15 protein-coding genes and 1 riboswitch are annotated in these 18209 nt (G+C 51.2%); of the genes, 13 read left to right on the top strand and 2 right to left on the bottom strand.

Annotated elements, in window-relative coordinates; all coding sequences use genetic code 11:
• Positions 1–158 precede the first annotated feature (158 nt).
• Positions 159–635: a translation initiation factor IF-3 gene (gene infC, locus JNC77_RS01655; protein WP_374830408.1), complete on the bottom strand. Its 477-nt coding sequence runs from the start codon at positions 633–635 to the stop codon at positions 159–161.
• Positions 636–994: 359 nt separating this feature from the next.
• Between infC and JNC77_RS01650 the strand changes: the two genes are divergently transcribed.
• From JNC77_RS01650 to JNC77_RS01590, 13 genes are all read left to right on the top strand, one after another.
• Positions 995–1765 (top strand): alpha/beta hydrolase, encoded by a 771-nt coding sequence (locus JNC77_RS01650; RefSeq protein ID WP_374828980.1) that lies wholly within the window; start codon positions 995–997, stop codon positions 1763–1765.
• A gap of 11 nt (positions 1766–1776) precedes the next feature.
• Positions 1777–2937 carry a benzoate/H(+) symporter BenE family transporter gene (locus JNC77_RS01645; protein ID WP_374828979.1) on the top strand — a complete coding sequence of 387 codons (1161 nt, stop codon included), beginning with the start codon at positions 1777–1779 and terminating at the stop codon, positions 2935–2937.
• Positions 2938–3121: 184 nt separating this feature from the next.
• Positions 3122–3225: riboswitch (glycine riboswitch) on the top strand.
• Positions 3226–3272: 47 nt separating this feature from the next.
• Entirely contained in the window at positions 3273–4382 is a 1110-nt protein-coding gene (gene gcvT, locus JNC77_RS01640; RefSeq protein ID WP_374828978.1) for a glycine cleavage system aminomethyltransferase GcvT, read from the top strand.
• 5 nt (positions 4383–4387) lie between these two features.
• On the top strand, positions 4388–4756 hold the full coding sequence (gcvH, locus tag JNC77_RS01635) for a glycine cleavage system protein GcvH (RefSeq protein ID WP_374828977.1): 369 nt from the start codon (positions 4388–4390) through the stop codon (positions 4754–4756).
• A complete protein-coding gene (gene gcvP / locus JNC77_RS01630) occupies positions 4756–7554 on the top strand; it encodes an aminomethyl-transferring glycine dehydrogenase (protein ID WP_374828976.1) in 2799 nt (932 codons plus the stop codon). Before gcvH ends, gcvP begins: the two co-directional genes overlap by 1 nt.
• A gap of 485 nt (positions 7555–8039) precedes the next feature.
• On the top strand, positions 8040–9026 hold the full coding sequence (locus JNC77_RS01625; protein ID WP_374828975.1) for a Gfo/Idh/MocA family protein: 987 nt from the start codon (positions 8040–8042) through the stop codon (positions 9024–9026).
• 213 nt (positions 9027–9239) lie between these two features.
• A complete protein-coding gene (dnaK, locus tag JNC77_RS01620; protein WP_374828974.1) occupies positions 9240–11147 on the top strand; it encodes a molecular chaperone DnaK in 1908 nt (635 codons plus the stop codon).
• Positions 11148–11450: 303 nt separating this feature from the next.
• Positions 11451–12599 carry a molecular chaperone DnaJ gene (gene dnaJ, locus JNC77_RS01615; RefSeq protein ID WP_374830406.1) on the top strand — a complete coding sequence of 383 codons (1149 nt, stop codon included), beginning with the start codon at positions 11451–11453 and terminating at the stop codon, positions 12597–12599.
• A 200-nt stretch (positions 12600–12799) separates the two neighbouring features.
• A complete protein-coding gene (pmtA, locus tag JNC77_RS01610) occupies positions 12800–13399 on the top strand; it encodes a phospholipid N-methyltransferase PmtA (RefSeq protein ID WP_374828973.1) in 600 nt (199 codons plus the stop codon).
• Positions 13400–13627: 228 nt separating this feature from the next.
• Positions 13628–14326, top strand: coding sequence for an orotidine-5'-phosphate decarboxylase (gene pyrF / locus JNC77_RS01605; protein WP_374828972.1), 699 nt, complete (start codon positions 13628–13630; stop codon positions 14324–14326).
• A gap of 100 nt (positions 14327–14426) precedes the next feature.
• Positions 14427–14717: a DUF1330 domain-containing protein gene (locus JNC77_RS01600; protein WP_374828971.1), complete on the top strand. Its 291-nt coding sequence runs from the start codon at positions 14427–14429 to the stop codon at positions 14715–14717.
• Positions 14718–14819: 102 nt separating this feature from the next.
• The gene (gene gshB / locus JNC77_RS01595; protein ID WP_374828970.1) at positions 14820–15761 is read left to right on the top strand and encodes a glutathione synthase; all 942 of its coding nucleotides are present in this window, start codon (positions 14820–14822) and stop codon (positions 15759–15761) included.
• Between the two features lie 89 nt (positions 15762–15850).
• Entirely contained in the window at positions 15851–17380 is a 1530-nt protein-coding gene (locus JNC77_RS01590; protein ID WP_374828969.1) for a YifB family Mg chelatase-like AAA ATPase, read from the top strand.
• 7 nt (positions 17381–17387) lie between these two features.
• Here the strand turns inward: JNC77_RS01590 and JNC77_RS01585 are convergent, their stop codons facing one another.
• A complete protein-coding gene (locus tag JNC77_RS01585; protein ID WP_374830404.1) occupies positions 17388–17906 on the bottom strand; it encodes a transglutaminase-like cysteine peptidase in 519 nt (172 codons plus the stop codon).
• Positions 17907–18209 lie beyond the last annotated feature (303 nt).

Below are 18209 nucleotides of genomic sequence, written 5' to 3'. Positions count from 1 at the left end.
TGATTTAAACCAGCACAGCCAATAAATACGTACAATAAATATTGAAAACAAAAAAAACCGCCCGAAGGCGGTTTTCTTTTAACTCACTGCTTTTGCTTCCGGATAAGGGTAAACCCTTCAATCTGCAAGCAAATCTGAATCATCAGCGCTCCGCACAATTAGCGCGGCGCAAGAACCATCATCATCTGACGACCTTCAAGGCGTGGCTCAGCTTCCACCTTGGCGATCTCCAATGTTTCTTCTTTAACGCGCTGCAACAGCTTCATACCCAGTTCCTGGTGCGCCATTTCGCGACCACGGAAACGCAGTGTGAACTTAACCTTATCACCTTCATCAAAGAATCGGTGCGCAGCTTTCATCTTCACTTCATAATCATGAGTGTCGATGTTCGGTCGCATCTTAATTTCTTTGATCTCGACCGTTTTCTGTTTTTTGCGCGCTTCAGCGGCTTTTTTCTGACTCTGATACTTGAGCTTACCAAGGTCAACAATTTTACAAACAGGCGGTTCTGCGTTCGGTACGATCTCTACAAGATCGAGCCCCGCTTCCTCTGCCATCGCAATGGCATCCTGAATGGTCATGTCGCCGTGGTTGTGGCCCTCGGCATCGATTAGCTGAACCCGGGGAACCCGGATGTCGCGGTTGGAGCGCGGTCCGTCTTTCTGGACCGGCGTCGCTCTGAACGGTCGGCGAATGGTCGTTAACTCCTCAAAAATTAAACTTCTCGGCGGCACTTTTATCAGCTTAACAGCAAAATAACAGTGTCTTGCAAACGCTGCCGCATAACTAGCGCGGACATGGCGTCAAGCAAGTGCGGATGTCAATAGCATCTTTGTTAAGAAAAATCACCCCCAACCGAATAAATCGGTCAAAAGCATGCCTCCACGATAATATTTAGGCACATTACTCAGTTTTTCAAGGCTTTTACGCTATTGAACAAGGCTTCTCATGCGTATAGCCCTATCATAATTGAAATAAACGGAGACTGGCAGCAATGACAGAAAACCTTGAATTCATCGATGTTGATGGCGCACCTATTGCCCTACGTTACCGTGCAGGCAGCAAGGCACAGGGAATCACATGGTTGGGTGGTTATCGGTCAGATATGCTGGGCACCAAAGCAGAATCGCTCAACCAATGGGCAGCAGCCAATGATCACGAATTTTTACGATTCGACTATTCCGGCCACGGCGAATCGGGTGGTGATTTCAATGAAGGCACCATTTCGTGCTGGCTGAATGAATCACTCACCGTGCATCATCAATATAATAAGAAACCGCAAATTCTCGTCGGCTCATCGATGGGTGCATGGATTACTTTGCGCATGACGCAGGAACTGATCAAACAAGGTCAAGGACCCGCGGGAATCATTCTAATTGCACCGGCACCCGATTTTACCGCCCGCCTGATCGAACCAAATTTAAGCGAAGAACACAAAAAATCGCTGGTTGAGAACGGCTATTTTGAAGAACCTTCCGAATATTCACCCAATCCATTCATCTATACCCGCAATCTTATCGAAGACGGACGAGACAATCAGGTTTTGACCGACATTATCGAAACCGGTTGTCCGGTGCATATTTTGCAAGGGATGAAGGATGAGGATGTTCCTTATTCACACGCTCTGCTGCTGACAGAACATCTGCCGGTCGATAATGTGACCTTGACCCTTGTGCGCGATGGTGATCATCGCCTTTCCCGCCCGCAAGATCTCGAACTATTAACGCGCTCTCTCGACATGATGATCAACCAAATCAATAATTAAGGTTACAGTTCATGCGGTTTTCGGTTTTTGCCTCATCCAGTGTTGCGGCTATTGTAGGCTTCGGCGGTACATTGGCTCTCATTATCGCAGCAGCCACAACACTGGAAGCAAGCCAAACCCAAACCGCAAGTTGGGTCACGGCCGTTTGTCTGGCTATTGCCGCAGCCTCCGCCTATCTCAGTATCCGGTATAAAATGCCGATTATCGCAGCATGGTCCACGCCCGGACTGGCATTAATTGGTGCCAGCAGCGGTTTCACCATCAATGAAGCAGTCGGGGCTTTTATCGTCACCGCGGTTGCGATCATTCTCACCGGCCTGATCAAGCCATTGTCCCGCCTCGTCTCCAGCATTCCCACTTCCGTTGCCTCCGGCATGCTGGCCGGTGTTTTGGTCGGCTTTGTTTTAAACGCTGCCAAGGCTGCACAAATTGATCCGCTGATGGTGCTGCCGCTCGCAGTTCTGTTCTTTATTATCCGATTGTTTAATCCCTCGCTTGCCGTGATAGCGGTATTGATCGTCGGCGTTATTTTTGCGCTTGTCACAGGCCGCTCGCCCAGCCTTCCGGCGCCTGAGCTATCAACACTGGAATTTATCACGCCGACCTTTCATCTCAGCGCCATGATTGGCTTAGCACTGCCGCTCTATCTGGTCACGATGGCATCGCAGAACTTGCCCGGTTTTGCTGTACTACGTGCCTTTGGCTATGAACCGCCAACAGGGCCGGCACTGCAAATTACCGGTCTTGTCTCTTTGATTTCAGCATTTTTTGGTGCGGCAACAAGCAATTTAGCGGCGATTTCTGCCGCCCTTTGCACGAGCCCAGACGCTCATCCCGATCACGCAAAACGCTGGCTGACAGGCCCTGTCTACGCCGGGATTTATATTGTCTTTGCGCTTTTTGGTGCTTCACTCGTGGCGATATTTGCGGTTCTGCCGCCGGTTCTGATCGCCTTGATTGCCGGTCTTGCGCTCTCCGGTCCTTTTATCAACGCCATGACTTTAGCTCTTTCAAAAGAAAAGGAGCGCTTGAGTGCGGTGGTCACCTTTGCAGTCACCGCGTCCGGCATCAGTTTTTTCAGCATCGGCTCCGCCTTTTGGGCGCTTGCGGCTGGTCTGTTGGTGGTTGTACTGGACCACGCCCAAGGCAAATTGTCGCGCAAAACCGGCTGAAAGCCAACAGAAAGCGAGTGACTTGAGTGCGCGTTTCGGCTAAGTCATAGGGCGTCGAGGGTAAGGAGCAATCAGCGTCTGCCCTGTCTGTCTGCGGGAGAGCGTCGGGAGCAGCTTATCTGTATCTTGGCCACCGAAGGGGAAATCGCCCGAAATCTCTCAGGTATCCAGAACCGCTGACAGGAAAGGCAACTCTGGAAAGTCGGGGCATTGCTCCCGCGCCGAAGGTGTAAGTGTAGTTTATCTTAAACTATGCGAGTCTCTCAGGCTTCAGACAGAGGGGCACTGAAGCAGCCGCATTTTGCGGATGCATTCGTGCGACTTTTGGAGTTGATATGGGCGATACGGCACAAACCTCTTTAAAAACCCTGCCATTGCAGGATATTCATGAAACAGCGAAAGCACGTTTTGGCGGCTTTGCCGGCTGGAACATGCCAATCACCTACCCGCTGGGCGTGATGAAAGAACATCTGCATGTGCGTGAACAGGCTGGTCTGTTCGACATTTCCCACATGCGTGTGATTGAAATTTCCGGTGAAGATGCAGCGAAACTGCTGGCAGAAGCCTGCCCGCTTGATCCGCTTTCCATCCCGATGAACCAGTCGAAATATACATTTCTGCTCAACGAAAATGCAGGCGTTGAAGACGATCTGATCGTCACCCGCTTGGGCGAAAACCGCTTCATGATCGTTGCCAATGCGGGCAATGCCGATGCGGATATCGCGCATCTCAATAAGGTTGCAGCTGGTAAATCTGTGACCGTCAACCCGCTTGACCGCGTTCTTTTAGCACTTCAAGGCCCTGCCGCAGCCGATGTTGCAGCCAAAGCAGGCGTTCCTGGTGGCGAACTGACATTCATGACCGGTATCGAGCCAAAAGCTGACTGGTTTGTCACCCGTTCCGGTTATACCGGTGAAGACGGCTTTGAAATTGCACTGCCTGAAAAAGATGCCCGCGAACTGCTCGCTAAACTGTTTGCAGATGAACGCGTTGCATGGATCGGTCTTGCAGCGCGAGACAGCCTGCGTCTGGAAGCCGGTCTTTGCCTGCATGGTCAGGACATCACCCCTGAAATCAATCCGGTTGATGCCGGTCTTCTCTGGGCTGTGCCAAAACCTGTGCGCGAAACTGCCGGTTTTATCGGTGCCAAAACATTCTTGGAAAAATTGGCCGCTGGTGCCAAAGCCAAGCGCGTTGGTCTGAAGCCTGAAGGCCGTCAGCCTGTGCGTGCAGATGTCGAACTTTTTGATGCAGACGGCAACAAAATCGGTCGCGTCACTTCCGGCGGCTTCGGCCCTTCAGCCGGTCATCCGGTCGCGATGGGCTATGTCACCCCTGAATTTGCCGCTGTCGGCTCCCGTGTTTTTGCAGATATCCGCGGTAATCTCGTACCGCTTGATGTTCATTCACTTCCATTTACACCGCATCACTACCACAAAGGATAACAATCATGGCCTCTATCCTGTTTACTGAAGATCACGAATGGCTCAACAACGATAATGGCACTGCCACTGTCGGCATCACCATACATGCGCAAGAACAGCTCGGCGACCTCGTATTCGTCGAACTGCCGGAAGTTGGCCGCAAGGTTACCAAAGGCGAAGCCATCGTCGTGGTTGAATCTGTTAAAGCTGCTTCCGACGTTTACGCACCGGTTGACGGTGAAATCGTTGAAATCAACGATGCTGTTGTCAATGATCCGTCACTCATCAATCAGGCTGCAGAAGGCGAAGGCTGGTTGTTCAAGCTCAAGCTTGCTGACGAAGGCCAAATGAACGGCCTGCTCGATGCAGCCGGTTATAAGGCTTTGGTAGACTAATGACACAAGGCTCACTCCCATTTGTGGATCGTCATATCGGTCCCCGCGAGGCTGACGAGCGCACCATGCTTGCTGCGCTCGGCGTTTCCTCGCTGGATGCACTCATCACACAGGCTGTGCCGGAATCCATTCGCTTCAACCGCGAGTTGGACTTGCCGCAGCCTTTGAGCGAAGCGGCGGCTCTGGCCGAATTGCAAGCTGTGATGAATAAAAACATCGTCAAGAAAAGCTTTATCGGCGCTGGCTATAACGGTTGCTACACCCCGCCGGTGATCCAGCGTAACCTGTTTGAAAATCCGGCTTGGTACACGGCCTATACGCCTTACCAGTCCGAAATCAGTCAGGGTCGTTTGGAGCTGCTGTTCCACTTCCAGACACTGGTGACAGAGCTGACCGGCCTGCCGGTTGCTTGCGCATCATTGCTTGATGAAGCAACGGCTGTGGCAGAAGCAATGGCTATTGCTTACCGCCATCATCGCGAAAACCGTCACCGCGTGCTGATCGCTGGTGAATTGCATACACAGACTTTGGATGTACTGCGCACCCGCGCCGAGCCTTTGGGCATCACCATTGAAACATCGGGCGATGTCGATGCAGACACCACCGCTCTGATCGTTCCATGGCCTGATACAAAGGGCGTTTACGGCGATTATAAAGCTGTAATCGCTGCTGCAAAAGCACTCGGCACACAAGTCATTGCTGTAGCCGATCCGCTGGCTCTGACAGTGACCGAAGCCCCTGCCGAATGGGGTGCCGATATGGCTGTTGGTTCCATGCAGCGCTTTGGCGTGCCAATGGGCTTTGGTGGCCCGCACGCAGCCTATCTTGGCGTGTCGCAGGCTCTGACCCGTATCATTCCGGGTCGTATCGTTGGCCAGTCCACCGATGCACATGGCCGTGTTGGTTACCGCTTGGCACTGCAAACCCGTGAGCAGCATATCCGTCGTGATAAAGCGACATCCAACATCTGTACCGCTCAGGCATTGCTGGCCAATATGGCGGCTTCTTATGCTATTTATCATGGCCCTTCCGGCTTGCAGTCGATTGCAACAGAAGTTGCCAAACGCGCAAGCAATTTTGCGGATGCCGTGAAAAAGGCAGGCTTTGAGCTGGCTGGCGACAAGCTGTTCGACACCGTCACCGTCAAGATTCCAGGTAAAGCTGCATCTATTGCGGCAGAGGCCGACAAAACTAATCGTTTGCTGCGCATCATTGATGCCGACACATTGGCTGTAGCCTTTGACGAAACATCAAGCGACGAAGATGTGGCTGCGATTGCCGCGCTCTTTGGTGCAACTGTTGCAAGCTCTGACACAACACGTCTGCCTTCGAGCCGCACATTGGCCTTCCTGACACAGGAAGTGTTTCATCAGTACCGCTCCGAAACCGAAATGATGCGTTTCCTGCGTCGTTTGGCCGACAAGGATCTGGCGCTTGACCGTGCGATGATCCCGCTCGGCTCCTGCACCATGAAGCTCAATGCGGCCGCAGAAATGATGCCGGTAAGCTGGAACTCGGTTGCCAATATGCATCCGTTTGCACCAGCAGAACAGAGCACCGGCTACGCCCAGATGACCTCCGACGTCGAAAACTGGCTTTGTGAAATCACCGGCTTTGCGGCCGTGTCCTTACAGCCAAATGCCGGTAGTCAGGGTGAATATGCCGGTCTTCTGGCTATCCGCCGTTACCATCAGTCCCGTGGCGACCATCAACGCGATATCTGCCTGATTCCGTCATCAGCTCATGGTACCAACCCTGCCAGCGCCAGCATGGCCGGTATGAAAGTAGTTGTGGTCAACTGTCTGCCGGAAGGCGACATCGATATTGAAGACCTCAAGGCAAAAGCTGAAAAACACAGCGCCAACCTTGCTGCCTTCATGATCACCTACCCGTCCACTTACGGTGTGTTTGAAGAAGGCATCCGCGAATTCTGCGAGATCGTTCATTCCCACGGCGGGCAGGTCTATTTCGACGGTGCAAACCTGAATGCTCTGGTTGGCCTCGGCCGTCCTTGCGATATTGGTGCCGACGTTTGCCACATGAACCTGCATAAAACATTCTGCATCCCGCATGGCGGCGGCGGACCGGGCGTTGGCCCGATCGGTGTTGCCAAGCATCTGGTGCCGTTTATTCCGGGTCACGTGGAAAAAGGCACGAGCAATGCTGTCTCCGCAGCGCCGTTCGGCAGTGCATCCATTCTGGTCATCACATGGATGTATATCCGTATGATGGGCGGTGCCGGTCTTACACGCGCCACCAAAATGGCCATTCTCAACGCCAACTATATTGCGCATCGCTTGGAAGGGCACTTCCCGATCCTTTATAAAGGCAAGAACGGCCGTGTGGCACATGAGTGCATCGTGGATACACGCGTACTCAAAGATCAGGCAGGCATCAGCGTTGAAGACGTTGCCAAGCGTCTGATTGACTACGGCTTTCATGCGCCAACCATGTCATGGCCGGTTTCCGGCACATTGATGATTGAGCCGACCGAATCCGAACCGTTGAACGAGATTGACCGTCTGTGTGACGCCATGATCGCCATTGCCGGTGAGGCGGACAAGGTTGCCTCCGGCCATTGGCCACAGGACGACAACCCGCTGGTCAATGCTCCGCACACTGCCATTGATACAATTGGTGGTGAATGGACGCATCCTTACTCACGTCAGGAAGCTGTATTCCCGAATGCTGATGCTGATCCGACTGCCAAATACTGGCCGCCGGTATCGCGCATCGACAATGTGGCTGGCGATCGTAATCTGATCTGCTCATGCCCTCCGATGCAGGCTTATGCATAAATTCAGTTACTAAGTTTAAAAAAGGCGCCGCGGGAAACCACGGCGCCTTTTCTTTTATCGCGCAAAACATCTTCACCGGCATAGGCTGGCTGCAATCAAAATTATTCAAATTGCAGGCAAAAAAAGAGCCGGACTAAAGAGTCCGGCTTAAAATTTATGAAGGTGCCATAAAGGCGAAACCTTCAGAGGGGAACACTTACCGCGCGCAATGGGAGGAGGCACAGCGGTAAGTAACCCTGATATGGATCAGCGGTCTTTAATATTCAACCCCTTTTGTCAAATTTTCTGAGTATTTCGGTAAAAAATGAAAATTCATCTGAAATAACACATATAAAACAGTGAATGTGCAACCAACGAGCTAAAACCACATACGCATTTCAACTCAAAAGAGCCCTGAAAAATATTCAAAAGAATCAGTATTTCTATTTTTGAACGGGGCGCGATACAGTCATCAATAAACATCAGTGCAATATGAGAGGAATATCATGTTCAGGTGGGGCATCCTGTCGACGGCGAAAATCGGCATCAGTCAAGTTATTCCGGCAATCTGTGCCAGTGAAAACGGTGTAGTAAACGCAATCGCCAGTCGCGATTTGACCAAAGCACGTGAAGTTGCCGCCCGTTTTGGTGCCAAACATGCTTTCGGCTCTTATGACGAGCTGCTTGCCTGCAATGAAGTGGACGGAATTTATATTCCGTTGCCGACATCACAACATGTGGAGTGGACGCTAAAAGCAGCCAAGGCCGGTAAACATGTCTTATGCGAAAAGCCGATTGCCCTCAAAATGCAAGAAATTGATGCGCTGATCGCCGCGCGCGATCAATATGGCGTAGTGATATCAGAAGCTTTCATGGTTTATTACCATCCGCAATGGATCAAACTGCGTGAACTGTTGCAGCAAGGTGTGATCGGACATCTGCGCCGTGTCGAAGGGGTATTTACTTATTTCAACAATGATCCGGCCAATATGCGCAATCAATTATCGCTTGGCGGCGGTGGTCTGCCTGATATCGGTGTTTATCCGGTGGTGACCACCCGCATGAGTACCGGCCTTGAGCCTTTGCGCATTCGTGCCCAAATTGAATTTGATCCCACCTTCAAAACCGACCGCTATGCCAGTGTAGAAGCGCAATTTGACGGATTTGACCTGCATTTTTATGTCTCCACACAAATGGCACACCGTCAATCGATGCTGTTTCATGGTGATAAAGGCTATATTGAAGTGGATGCGCCCTTCAATCCGCTCAAATATGATCACGCTCGCATTACGCTGCATAATGCCACACATGACACCACAACCGCCTACACTTTCCAAAATATCAACCAGTACCAGTTGCAAGCGGAAACATTTGTGCGTAAAGCACGCGGCGCGCCTGTCAGTGTTTTCAGTCTTGAAAACTCAAAAGGCAATCAGCATTTCATTGATATGGTCTATGAAGCCGGGAAAAAAGGAAACTGGACAGAGGTTTAAGTCGTTTTTTCATGGTTTCGGGCAAATTCCTGTCACTTGATGCAGTAATTTTGCAGAACTGGCCTAAACCGACTTGCAGTGAAAATAACCCTTTCTTATATACCCCTCAACAGGATGCCTTAATTTGTAACGAAGGGGCAGCCTAGAACCGATAGGGGCCGCTTAACAGAACGCTCGTCAGAGGTCTAAGCGGTTTGCTGAATGGAGATAAATATGGCTAAAGTAATTGGTATTGATCTGGGAACGACCAACTCCTGCGTAGCTGTCATGGACGGCAAAAACGCGAAGGTCATCGAAAATGCGGAAGGTGCACGCACCACCCCGTCGATTATCGCTTTCTCCGACAGTGACGAACGCCTTGCCGGCCAGCCTGCAAAACGTCAGGCCGTCACCAATCCGGAAGGCACCTTGTTTGCTGTCAAACGTCTTGTCGGTCGTCGTTTCGACGATCCGATGGTCACCAAAGATAAAGATCTGGTGCCATACAAGATTGTTAAAGGCGACAATGGTGATGCGTGGGTAGAAGTCCACGGTACAAAATACTCACCTTCGCAGGTATCCGCGATGATCCTTCAGAAAATGAAGGAAACCGCTGAAGATTACCTCGGTGAAAAAGTTGAACAGGCTGTTATTACAGTTCCTGCATATTTTAACGATGCGCAGCGTCAGGCAACCAAAGATGCCGGCCGCATTGCAGGTCTGGAAGTTCTGCGTATCATCAACGAACCAACTGCTGCGGCTCTGGCTTACGGCCTCGATAAGAGCGAAGGCAAGACAATTGCGGTTTATGACCTTGGTGGTGGTACCTTCGACGTTTCCATTCTGGAAATCGGCGACGGCGTTTTTGAAGTGAAATCAACCAACGGTGATACATTCCTCGGTGGTGAAGATTTCGATATGCGTCTGGTTGAATATCTGGTCGCAGAATTCAAAAAAGAACAGGGCATTGACCTGAAGAACGACAAGCTTGCTTTGCAGCGTCTCAAAGAAGCTGCTGAAAAAGCCAAGATCGAACTTTCGTCTTCACAGCAGACCGAAATCAACCTGCCGTTCATCACCGCAGACCAGACCGGTCCTAAGCACCTGGCCATCAAACTGTCGCGCGCCAAGCTCGAAACCCTCGTGGATGATCTGGTGCAGCGCACCGTCAACCCATGTAAGGCTGCATTGAAAGATGCCGGTCTGAAGCCGGGCGACATTGATGAAGTTGTTTTGGTTGGCGGTATGACCCGTATGCCAAAAATTCAGGAAGTCGTTAAAGAGTTCTTCGGTAAAGAACCGCACAAGGGTGTGAACCCTGATGAAGTTGTTGCGATGGGTGCAGCAATTCAGGGCGGTGTCTTGCAGGGCGATGTTAAAGACGTATTGCTTCTCGACGTTACCCCGCTTTCACTGGGTATCGAAACATTGGGCGGTGTTTTCACCCGTCTGATCGAACGCAACACCACGATCCCTACTAAGAAGTCACAGACGTTCTCGACCGCTGAAGACAGTCAGTCTGCTGTAACCATCCGCGTGTTCCAAGGTGAACGCGAAATGGCTGCCGACAACAAGATGCTTGGCCAGTTTGATCTGGTCGGTATTCCACCGGCACCACGCGGCGTTCCGCAGATTGAAGTGACTTTCGACATCGACGCCAACGGTATCGTTAACGTATCCGCAAAAGATAAAGGCACAGGCAAAGAACACCAGATCCGCATTCAGGCATCTGGCGGTCTTTCCGACGCCGACATCGAACAGATGGTTAAAGATGCTGAAGCCAATGCCGAAGCCGACAAGAAGCGCCGTGAAGCTGTTGAAGCCAAGAATCAAGCAGAAGGCCTCATCCACTCAACTGACAAGTCGCTGAAGGAATACGGCGAAAAAGTTTCGGCTGAAGACAAACAGGCTATCGAAACTGCACTGGCAGCATTGAAAACTGCTGTTGAAGGTGATGATGCAGAAGACATCAAGGCCAAGACACAGACCCTTGCTGAAGCTTCAATGAAGCTTGGCCAAGCCATGTATGAAGCCAATCAGGGCGAAGATGGCGAGGGCGGTGAAGCCGGTGAAAAGACATCTGATGATGATGTTGTTGACGCTGATTTCGAAGAAATCGACGACAACGAAAAGAAGTCATAATCTAGCTGATATGGGGGAAAGCCCGGCTTATGCCGGGCTTTCCGACATTCAAGCAAATTTGTTCAAGCTTTAAGCTTGAAAGGCAAAACATTGGCGGCTGTTCCGGTTGTTTTGTTTCAAGTTTGAACCGGTCAGAGAGCTTAAATTTCATTCAAAGTTTGAGGCACTCTGTCATCCGCAGCCAGTCGCGATAACATCTTGTTTCAGATCTGGTATCGCTGCCAGTTTTCTTATGTTTTGCGCGCTGTGAGGTCATTTTTAGTTTTTGGCCGTCATTATGAGAGCCGCCTGAAAGACGAATTCATGAAGATCGACTATTACGAAATCCTAGGTGTTACCAAAACAGCTGATGATAAAGTTCTTAAATCGGCATATCGTAAACTTGCCATGCAGTACCACCCCGACAAAAATCCGGGGGACGCGGAAGCAGAGCGCAAGTTTATCGAGCTTGGTGAAGCCTATGATGTGCTGAAAGACCCGCAGAAACGAGCAGCCTATGACCGCTTTGGTCATGCCGCCTTTGAAAATGGCGGTGGCGGTGGCGGTGGTTTTGGCGGCGGCTTTGGTGGTGGTTTTGGCGGTGCCGGTGGCTTCTCCGATATATTCGAAGATATTTTCGGCGAGATGATGGGTGGCGGGCGCCAGCGTCGCTCCGGCGGCCGCGAACGCGGTGCCGATCTGCGATACAATATGGAAGTTTCTCTCGAAGAAGCTTTCGCCGGTAAGACTGCGCAAATCCGTGTACCAAGCTCCATCACGTGTGATGAATGCAGTGGCTCAGGTGCAAAACCGGGCACACAGCCTGTCACTTGCGCCACCTGTGGCGGTGCAGGACGTGTGCGCGCCTCGCAAGGTTTCTTCTCGGTGGAACGCGCCTGCCCGACCTGTAACGGCCGCGGCCAGACGATTCCTGACCCTTGCACCAAATGTTCCGGTACAGGCCACGTTTCGCAAGAGCGTTCGCTCTCGGTCAATATTCCGGCTGGTATCGAAGACGGCACCCGCATCCGCTTGTCGGGCGAAGGTGAAGCGGGAACCCGTGGCGGACCATCGGGCGATCTTTATATCTTTATCTCCATCAAGCCGCATGAGTTTTTCCAACGTGATGGCGCTGATCTTTATTGCAAAGTGCCTATTTCCATGACTACGGCTGCGCTTGGCGGCCAGTTTGAAGTAACCACATTGGATGGCACACAAACGCGTGTGAAAATTCCTGAAGGCACCCAGAACGGCAAGCAATTCCGCATGAAGGCGAAGGGCATGCCGATACTGCGGCAAAACAACATTGGTGACCTTTACATTCAGGTGGCGATTGAAACGCCTCAGAACCTCAATAAGCGCCAGCGCGAGTTGTTGCAGGAATTTGAGGAAATTTCTTCCAAAGAGAATAGTCCGCAATCGACCGGATTTTTTGCACGGATGAAAGATTTCTTTGAAGGAATTAAGGATTAAGGGGCTTTATAGCCCCTTTTTCTATGTTTATCATCAAAAGCACAACTGTTTCATAAAAAAACGAAGTGTGATTTCATCGACGAGAAAAAGCAATTTCTTGCCACAAATTTCATGCTATGAACGAAACTTCAAAACAGTTTCCCTGTTTATGAACAGGATCAAATTGCTTTTGCTACATGACGCTAATGGGAGATCGCATAATGGCAGGACCGCTGGCACGTAAATTCGCCGAGAAATTCAACGAAGAAATTCGCTTCTTTAAGGGCTGGATTGACGGGCCGAAAGCCGTCGGAGCCATTTTGCCGACAAGCTCCATCACTGCGCGCCGCATGGCAAGCGTTATCGACACAACATCCAAAATGCCGGTGCTCGAACTTGGGCCCGGCACTGGCGTCATCACCAAAGCAATTTTGCAGCATGGCGTGAAAGCGCAAGATCTCTATTGCGTCGAATATTCGGAAGATTTTGCCAAACATCTGCGCATCAATTTTCCCGATGTAAACATCATTCAAGGCGATGCCTTTGATCTCGACATCACTTTGGGCGACAATAAAGGCATGATATTCGACAGCGTCATTTCTGCGGTACCATTGCTGAACTTCCCTGTTCCGGCACGTGTTCAGATCATTGAAGATTTGTTGCGCCGTGTGCCAGCTGGCCGTCCGGTCATCCAGATCACCTATGGCCCGCTTGCACCGGTTCCGGCCGGTAAAGGCAATTATGTGGTCAAGCATTATGACTTTGTCATGCGCAATGTGCCGCCAGCACAATTATGGGTCTATCGCAGCCCACTTTCCTGAGCGAAAGCAATATTCACGAATTAACGTTTATAGGAGCGTCCAAGGCCGCTTTGGGCTGGCTCCGACCATAAAGATACCTTCAACCAAATCATAGCTGAAGGCATGTTAATATTTGTCCTATAATTTGTCGGCATCGCCCGCGTACTTAATGCGTTTATAGGCTTTCACAACTCGGATGTTTGTGCCAATAACAGACTGTTTGTGAAAAGATATAAAGGGTAAAGTGGCATGACTGTGGAAGATATACGCAGCCGTCTCATTGTCGGATTGGATGTACCGACGGTTAAAGACGCAGAGCATGTCGTTCATGAATTAGGCGACACAGTTTCCTTCTACAAAGTCGGTCACCAACTGGCATTTGCCGGTGGTTTGGATTTTGTCCGCACCTTGATTGCGGCAGACAAACAAGTTTTTCTCGATATGAAATTGCTGGACATCGACAATACGGTGGCCAAAGGTGTGGAAAATATCGCCAAAATGGGCGTGTCCATGCTGACATTGCATGCCTATCCAAAAGCAATGCGTGCAGGTGTTGAAGCGGCAAAAGGCTCCAATCTTTGCCTGCTCGGTGTCACAGTTCTCACCTCCATGGATGACGAAGACCTGATCGAAGCAGGCTATAACGACAATGCGCAGACCCTCGTTTTGCGCCGTGCTGCCCAAGCGCGTGAAGCTGGCATGGGCGGCGTGGTAGCCTCAGCCGCAGAAGCCGCTGCCATTCGCCAGATCGTCGGCAAAGATATGGCCATCGTCACCCCAGGCATCCGCCCGCAAGGGGCTGAGCGTGGTGATCAGAAGCGCGTTATGACCCCGTCTGATGCTCTCAAAGCCGGTGCCAGCCATCTGGTGGTGGCGCGCCCGATCATTGCAGCACCGGACAGACGTGAAGCAGCAGAGAAAATTCTGGCCGAAATGGCGGTAAGCTAATCATCCCTAAAGTATAAAGCCGAAGTCTGAATGCCGCATTGCCGGCAAGATTTTGAAAAGCTTAAAGTTTCATCTTAATCATCAGGAGGAGATTGATCATATGACCAAAGCTTATTGGATTGCACGTGTTGATGTTAAGGATCCGGAGCGTTACAAGGATTACGTCTCGACCGCCAAGCCTGCCTTTGAGCGCTTCGGCGCGAAATTTCTTGCCCGTGGCGGTAAAGCAGAACTGGTGGAAGGCCAAGGCCGCGCGCGCAACGTGATTATCGAATTTGAATCGATGCAGCACGCACTGGATTGCTTCAACTCACCGGAATATCAAGCAGCCCAAGCCATTCGCCAAACCGTTGCCGACGGCGAAATTGTACTGGTGGAAGCCGCCGTTTAAAATAAAACAGATATCCGCTCTAAAAACTCACTTGAAGTCGAGGGCGGATATCCTATTTGCCATAAACACTTAAATGACAAACGCGAAAGCCCTCAGGAGACCATGGCCTTGAAGATTGCAGTTCAAATGGACCATATCAGCACCATCAATATTACAGGGGACACCACTTTCGCGCTTTGTCTGGAAGCTCAGGCGCGTGGCCACGAGCTTTATCACTACACCCCTGATCGCCTTTCGATGCGCGATGGTGCAGTGACGGCACGCCTCGAAAAACTCGAAGTGCGCGATGTCAAAGGCGACCATTACACCTTGAGCGAGCCGGAGCGTCGTGACCTTTCGGAAATGGATGTGGTGCTGCTGCGCCAAGACCCGCCATTCGACATGAATTACATCACCACCACGCATTTGCTTGAGCGTATTCACCCGAAAACTCTGGTGGTCAATGATCCAGCATGGGTGCGCAACAGTCCTGAGAAAATCTTCGTCACCGAGTTTCCGGATCTGATGCCGGAAACACTGATCACTAAAGATATTCAGGAAGTGCTGGAATTTCGCAAACAATATGGCGACATCATCATCAAGCCGCTTTACGGTAATGGTGGCGCCGGCGTTTTCCATCTGACCACCGATGATCGCAACCTGACATCGCTATTGGAAATGTTCGAGCAAATGTATCGCGAACCCTTTATTGCGCAGCGTTATTTGAAAGATGTCCGTGCCGGTGACAAACGCATCATCCTGATTGACGGCGAACCGGTGGGCGCGATCAATCGCGTACCGGCTGAAAGTGATGCCCGCTCCAATATGCATGTGGGCGGCCGTGCGGAAGCCACTGAACTTACCCCGCGTGAGCAGGAAATTTGTGCCCGTATTGGTCCGTCCTTGAAAGAGCGCGGCTTTATTCTCGTCGGCATTGATGTGATCGGCGATTATATGACCGAGATCAATGTGACCTCGCCAACGGGTTTACGTGAAATCAAACGCTTTGGCGGTGCCGATGTCGCAGCCCTGTTCTGGGATGCCGTGGAAGCCAAGCGTAACTAAATTCCTATTGAAGCACCATCTTTGACATGATCTATTCATAAGGGCTGCGGTGTAAATCGCGGCCCTTATTATATCAATCGGGGGCTTTTATGATTTCACGCGTAGGTACGGTCGCATTTCAAGGCATTGATGCCGTTCCTGTTGACGTGCAAATCATGGTGGCTCCGGGAAAGATGGGCATATCTATTGTCGGCTTGCCCGATAAAGCTGTGGCAGAAAGCCGTGAGCGTGTGCAGGCAGCGCTTCATGCCTGCGGCCTGTCACTGCCTGCCAAACGCGTCACCATCAATCTGGCACCTGCCGACCTGCCCAAAGAAGGCTCGCATTACGATCTGCCGATCGCGATGGGCTTGATGGCTGCCATAGGCGCCATTCCTAATGATGTTTTGCAGGAATATGTGGTGCTTGGTGAATTGTCGCTTGATGGTTCCATTACCGCGGTTGCGGGTGTGCTACCCGCCGCAATCGGTGCCAACCGGCAAAATAAAGGGCTGATCTGCCCCTATGCTTGTGGAGCCGAAGCCGCATGGGCGGGAGCCGCTATTGATATTCTGGCACCACGCAGTCTGATTGCGCTCGCCAATCATTTTAAAGGCACGCAAGTTCTATCCCGCCCTGAACCTGCCAAACACTTGCCCCTCACCTCCTCGCTTGATCTGGCCGATATCAAGGGACAAGAAACCGCCAAACGCGCGCTGGAAGTGGCGGCTGCCGGCAGTCATAATTTGCTGATGGTGGGGCCTCCCGGTTCCGGCAAATCCATGCTGGCACAAAGATTGCCAACGATCCTGCCGCCACTTTCGCCGCGCGAGTTGCTTGACGTTTCGATGATATCTTCCATTGCAGGAGAGCTGACGGGCGGGCGTCTTTCCGATCATCGCCCGTTTCGTGCACCCCATCACTCTGCCTCGATGGCGGCCATGGTAGGCGGCGGACATCGCGCCAAACCGGGGGAAGTATCGCTTGCTCATAATGGCGTGTTGTTTTTGGACGAGTTGCCGGAATATAGCCCGCAAGTGCTCGATTCGCTACGCCAGCCATTGGAATCGGGCGAAGTGAGTATCGCCCGTGTGCAGCATCGCACCCAATATCCGGCGCGCTTTCAGCTGATTGCCGCTATGAACCCCTGCCGTTGTGGCATGGCAGGCGAACCGGGGCACACCTGCGCCAGAGGCCCGCGCTGCCAGAGTGATTATCAGGCGCGTGTTTCCGGCCCTTTGATTGACCGTATTGATTTACGTGTGGATGTTGCTGCCGTATCGGCGCTTGATCTGATCCAGCCCGCAAAAGGCGAAAGCAGCGCCGTGATTGCTGAACGGGTGGCCAAAGCGCGCAACATTCAACAACAGCGCTATCTCGAATTAGGTCTTGATAGCTTCATGACCAATGCCAGCTGCCCGACTGCTCTGGTGGAAAGAATTGCCGTGCCTGATCAAGCAGGCTTGCAGCTTTTGCATAGCGCCAGCAAAGCCATGCAATTTTCGGCGCGCGCCTATCATCGTATCTTGAAAGTTGCGCGCACCCTTGCGGATTTGGAAGCACAAGACAATATCAGTGCCAAACATCTGGCCGAGGCGATTTCTTATCGCATGGGCGCGGAGCGCTTATTATCTGCTTGAGAGCGTATTAGCGGCGAACCGAACCAACAACCAGATTGCTTGGTGTTTCAATCGAAACCCACTGGCCGGTATTTTTATCTGACTGACGCTTCAAATAGGTGTAATTTGTTGCCTGCCAGTTCAAAATTTCATCAGTCAAATTATCAAGAATAAAATCACCGCGATCTGTACGCAGCGTCAAAACCGCATGGCCTTCGCCATCTGGTTTGCGCACAACGGTGATCAACATATGTGAAAGCGAAATGCCAGCCTGTGACAACTCACGCTGCTTGAGCAGAACATAATCTTCACAATCGCCAACGGTGGTTGGATAAGCCCAATATTCTTCCTGACCGTAAATTTCCATGTCTGTCATCGGCTGGATACGATCATTGACGGAGAGGTTCACCTGTACGATCTTATTCCAGACCTGTTGGTTGAGCTTCAAAGGTGCCATGCTTTTATTGCGGATATTGCATTCGGCACTTTCACGTTTGCAGAATTCATAATGGCCGATTGGCTGTGATGTCAGACCGCCGGTGATCATAAATTCACCCGAAGCAGCGGCAGTTGATGCAAAGAGGCCGAAGGCGGCAACTGCACTTAAAACACCAACTGAAACTTTTTTAAACACGGGAAACATACTCAACGCCTTTGCCGCGGGTCCAAACATTAACAAAACGTTAATGTTAGAAGAGCGTAAGAGTCAATTCGAAGAGGCTTTACCGCGCCGAACTTCTTAAAAATTGGTTAACAGCCACAAGCTCCTTTTTTAAGCACTCAAACCGTTTTCCAGAATAAAACCAGCTGAAAATACAAAACATGGGCGACGATCTAAATAATTTTATTG

The sequence above is a fragment of the Paenochrobactrum pullorum genome (assembly GCF_041929845.1).
Classification (GTDB): domain Bacteria; phylum Pseudomonadota; class Alphaproteobacteria; order Rhizobiales; family Rhizobiaceae; genus Paenochrobactrum; species Paenochrobactrum pullorum.
This window is presented reverse-complemented; position numbering and strand designations above follow the sequence as displayed.

Coding starts and splice junctions, on each gene's coding strand:
- gcvP (WP_374828976.1), top strand. CDS start 4,756: ATGACACAAGGCTCACTCCCATTTGTGGATCGTCATATCGGTCCCCGC.
- pmtA (WP_374828973.1), top strand. CDS start 12,800: ATGGCAGGACCGCTGGCACGTAAATTCGCCGAGAAATTCAACGAAGAA.
- JNC77_RS01600 (WP_374828971.1), top strand. CDS start 14,427: ATGACCAAAGCTTATTGGATTGCACGTGTTGATGTTAAGGATCCGGAG.
- pyrF (WP_374828972.1), top strand. CDS start 13,628: ATGACTGTGGAAGATATACGCAGCCGTCTCATTGTCGGATTGGATGTA.
- JNC77_RS01625 (WP_374828975.1), top strand. CDS start 8,040: ATGTTCAGGTGGGGCATCCTGTCGACGGCGAAAATCGGCATCAGTCAA.
- gshB (WP_374828970.1), top strand. CDS start 14,820: ATGGCCTTGAAGATTGCAGTTCAAATGGACCATATCAGCACCATCAAT.
- JNC77_RS01590 (WP_374828969.1), top strand. CDS start 15,851: ATGATTTCACGCGTAGGTACGGTCGCATTTCAAGGCATTGATGCCGTT.
- JNC77_RS01585 (WP_374830404.1), bottom strand. CDS start 17,906: ATGATCACCGGCGGTCTGACATCACAGCCAATCGGCCATTATGAATTC.
- gcvH (WP_374828977.1), top strand. CDS start 4,388: ATGGCCTCTATCCTGTTTACTGAAGATCACGAATGGCTCAACAACGAT.
- dnaJ (WP_374830406.1), top strand. CDS start 11,451: ATGAAGATCGACTATTACGAAATCCTAGGTGTTACCAAAACAGCTGAT.
- JNC77_RS01650 (WP_374828980.1), top strand. CDS start 995: ATGACAGAAAACCTTGAATTCATCGATGTTGATGGCGCACCTATTGCC.
- JNC77_RS01645 (WP_374828979.1), top strand. CDS start 1,777: ATGCGGTTTTCGGTTTTTGCCTCATCCAGTGTTGCGGCTATTGTAGGC.
- gcvT (WP_374828978.1), top strand. CDS start 3,273: ATGGGCGATACGGCACAAACCTCTTTAAAAACCCTGCCATTGCAGGAT.
- dnaK (WP_374828974.1), top strand. CDS start 9,240: ATGGCTAAAGTAATTGGTATTGATCTGGGAACGACCAACTCCTGCGTA.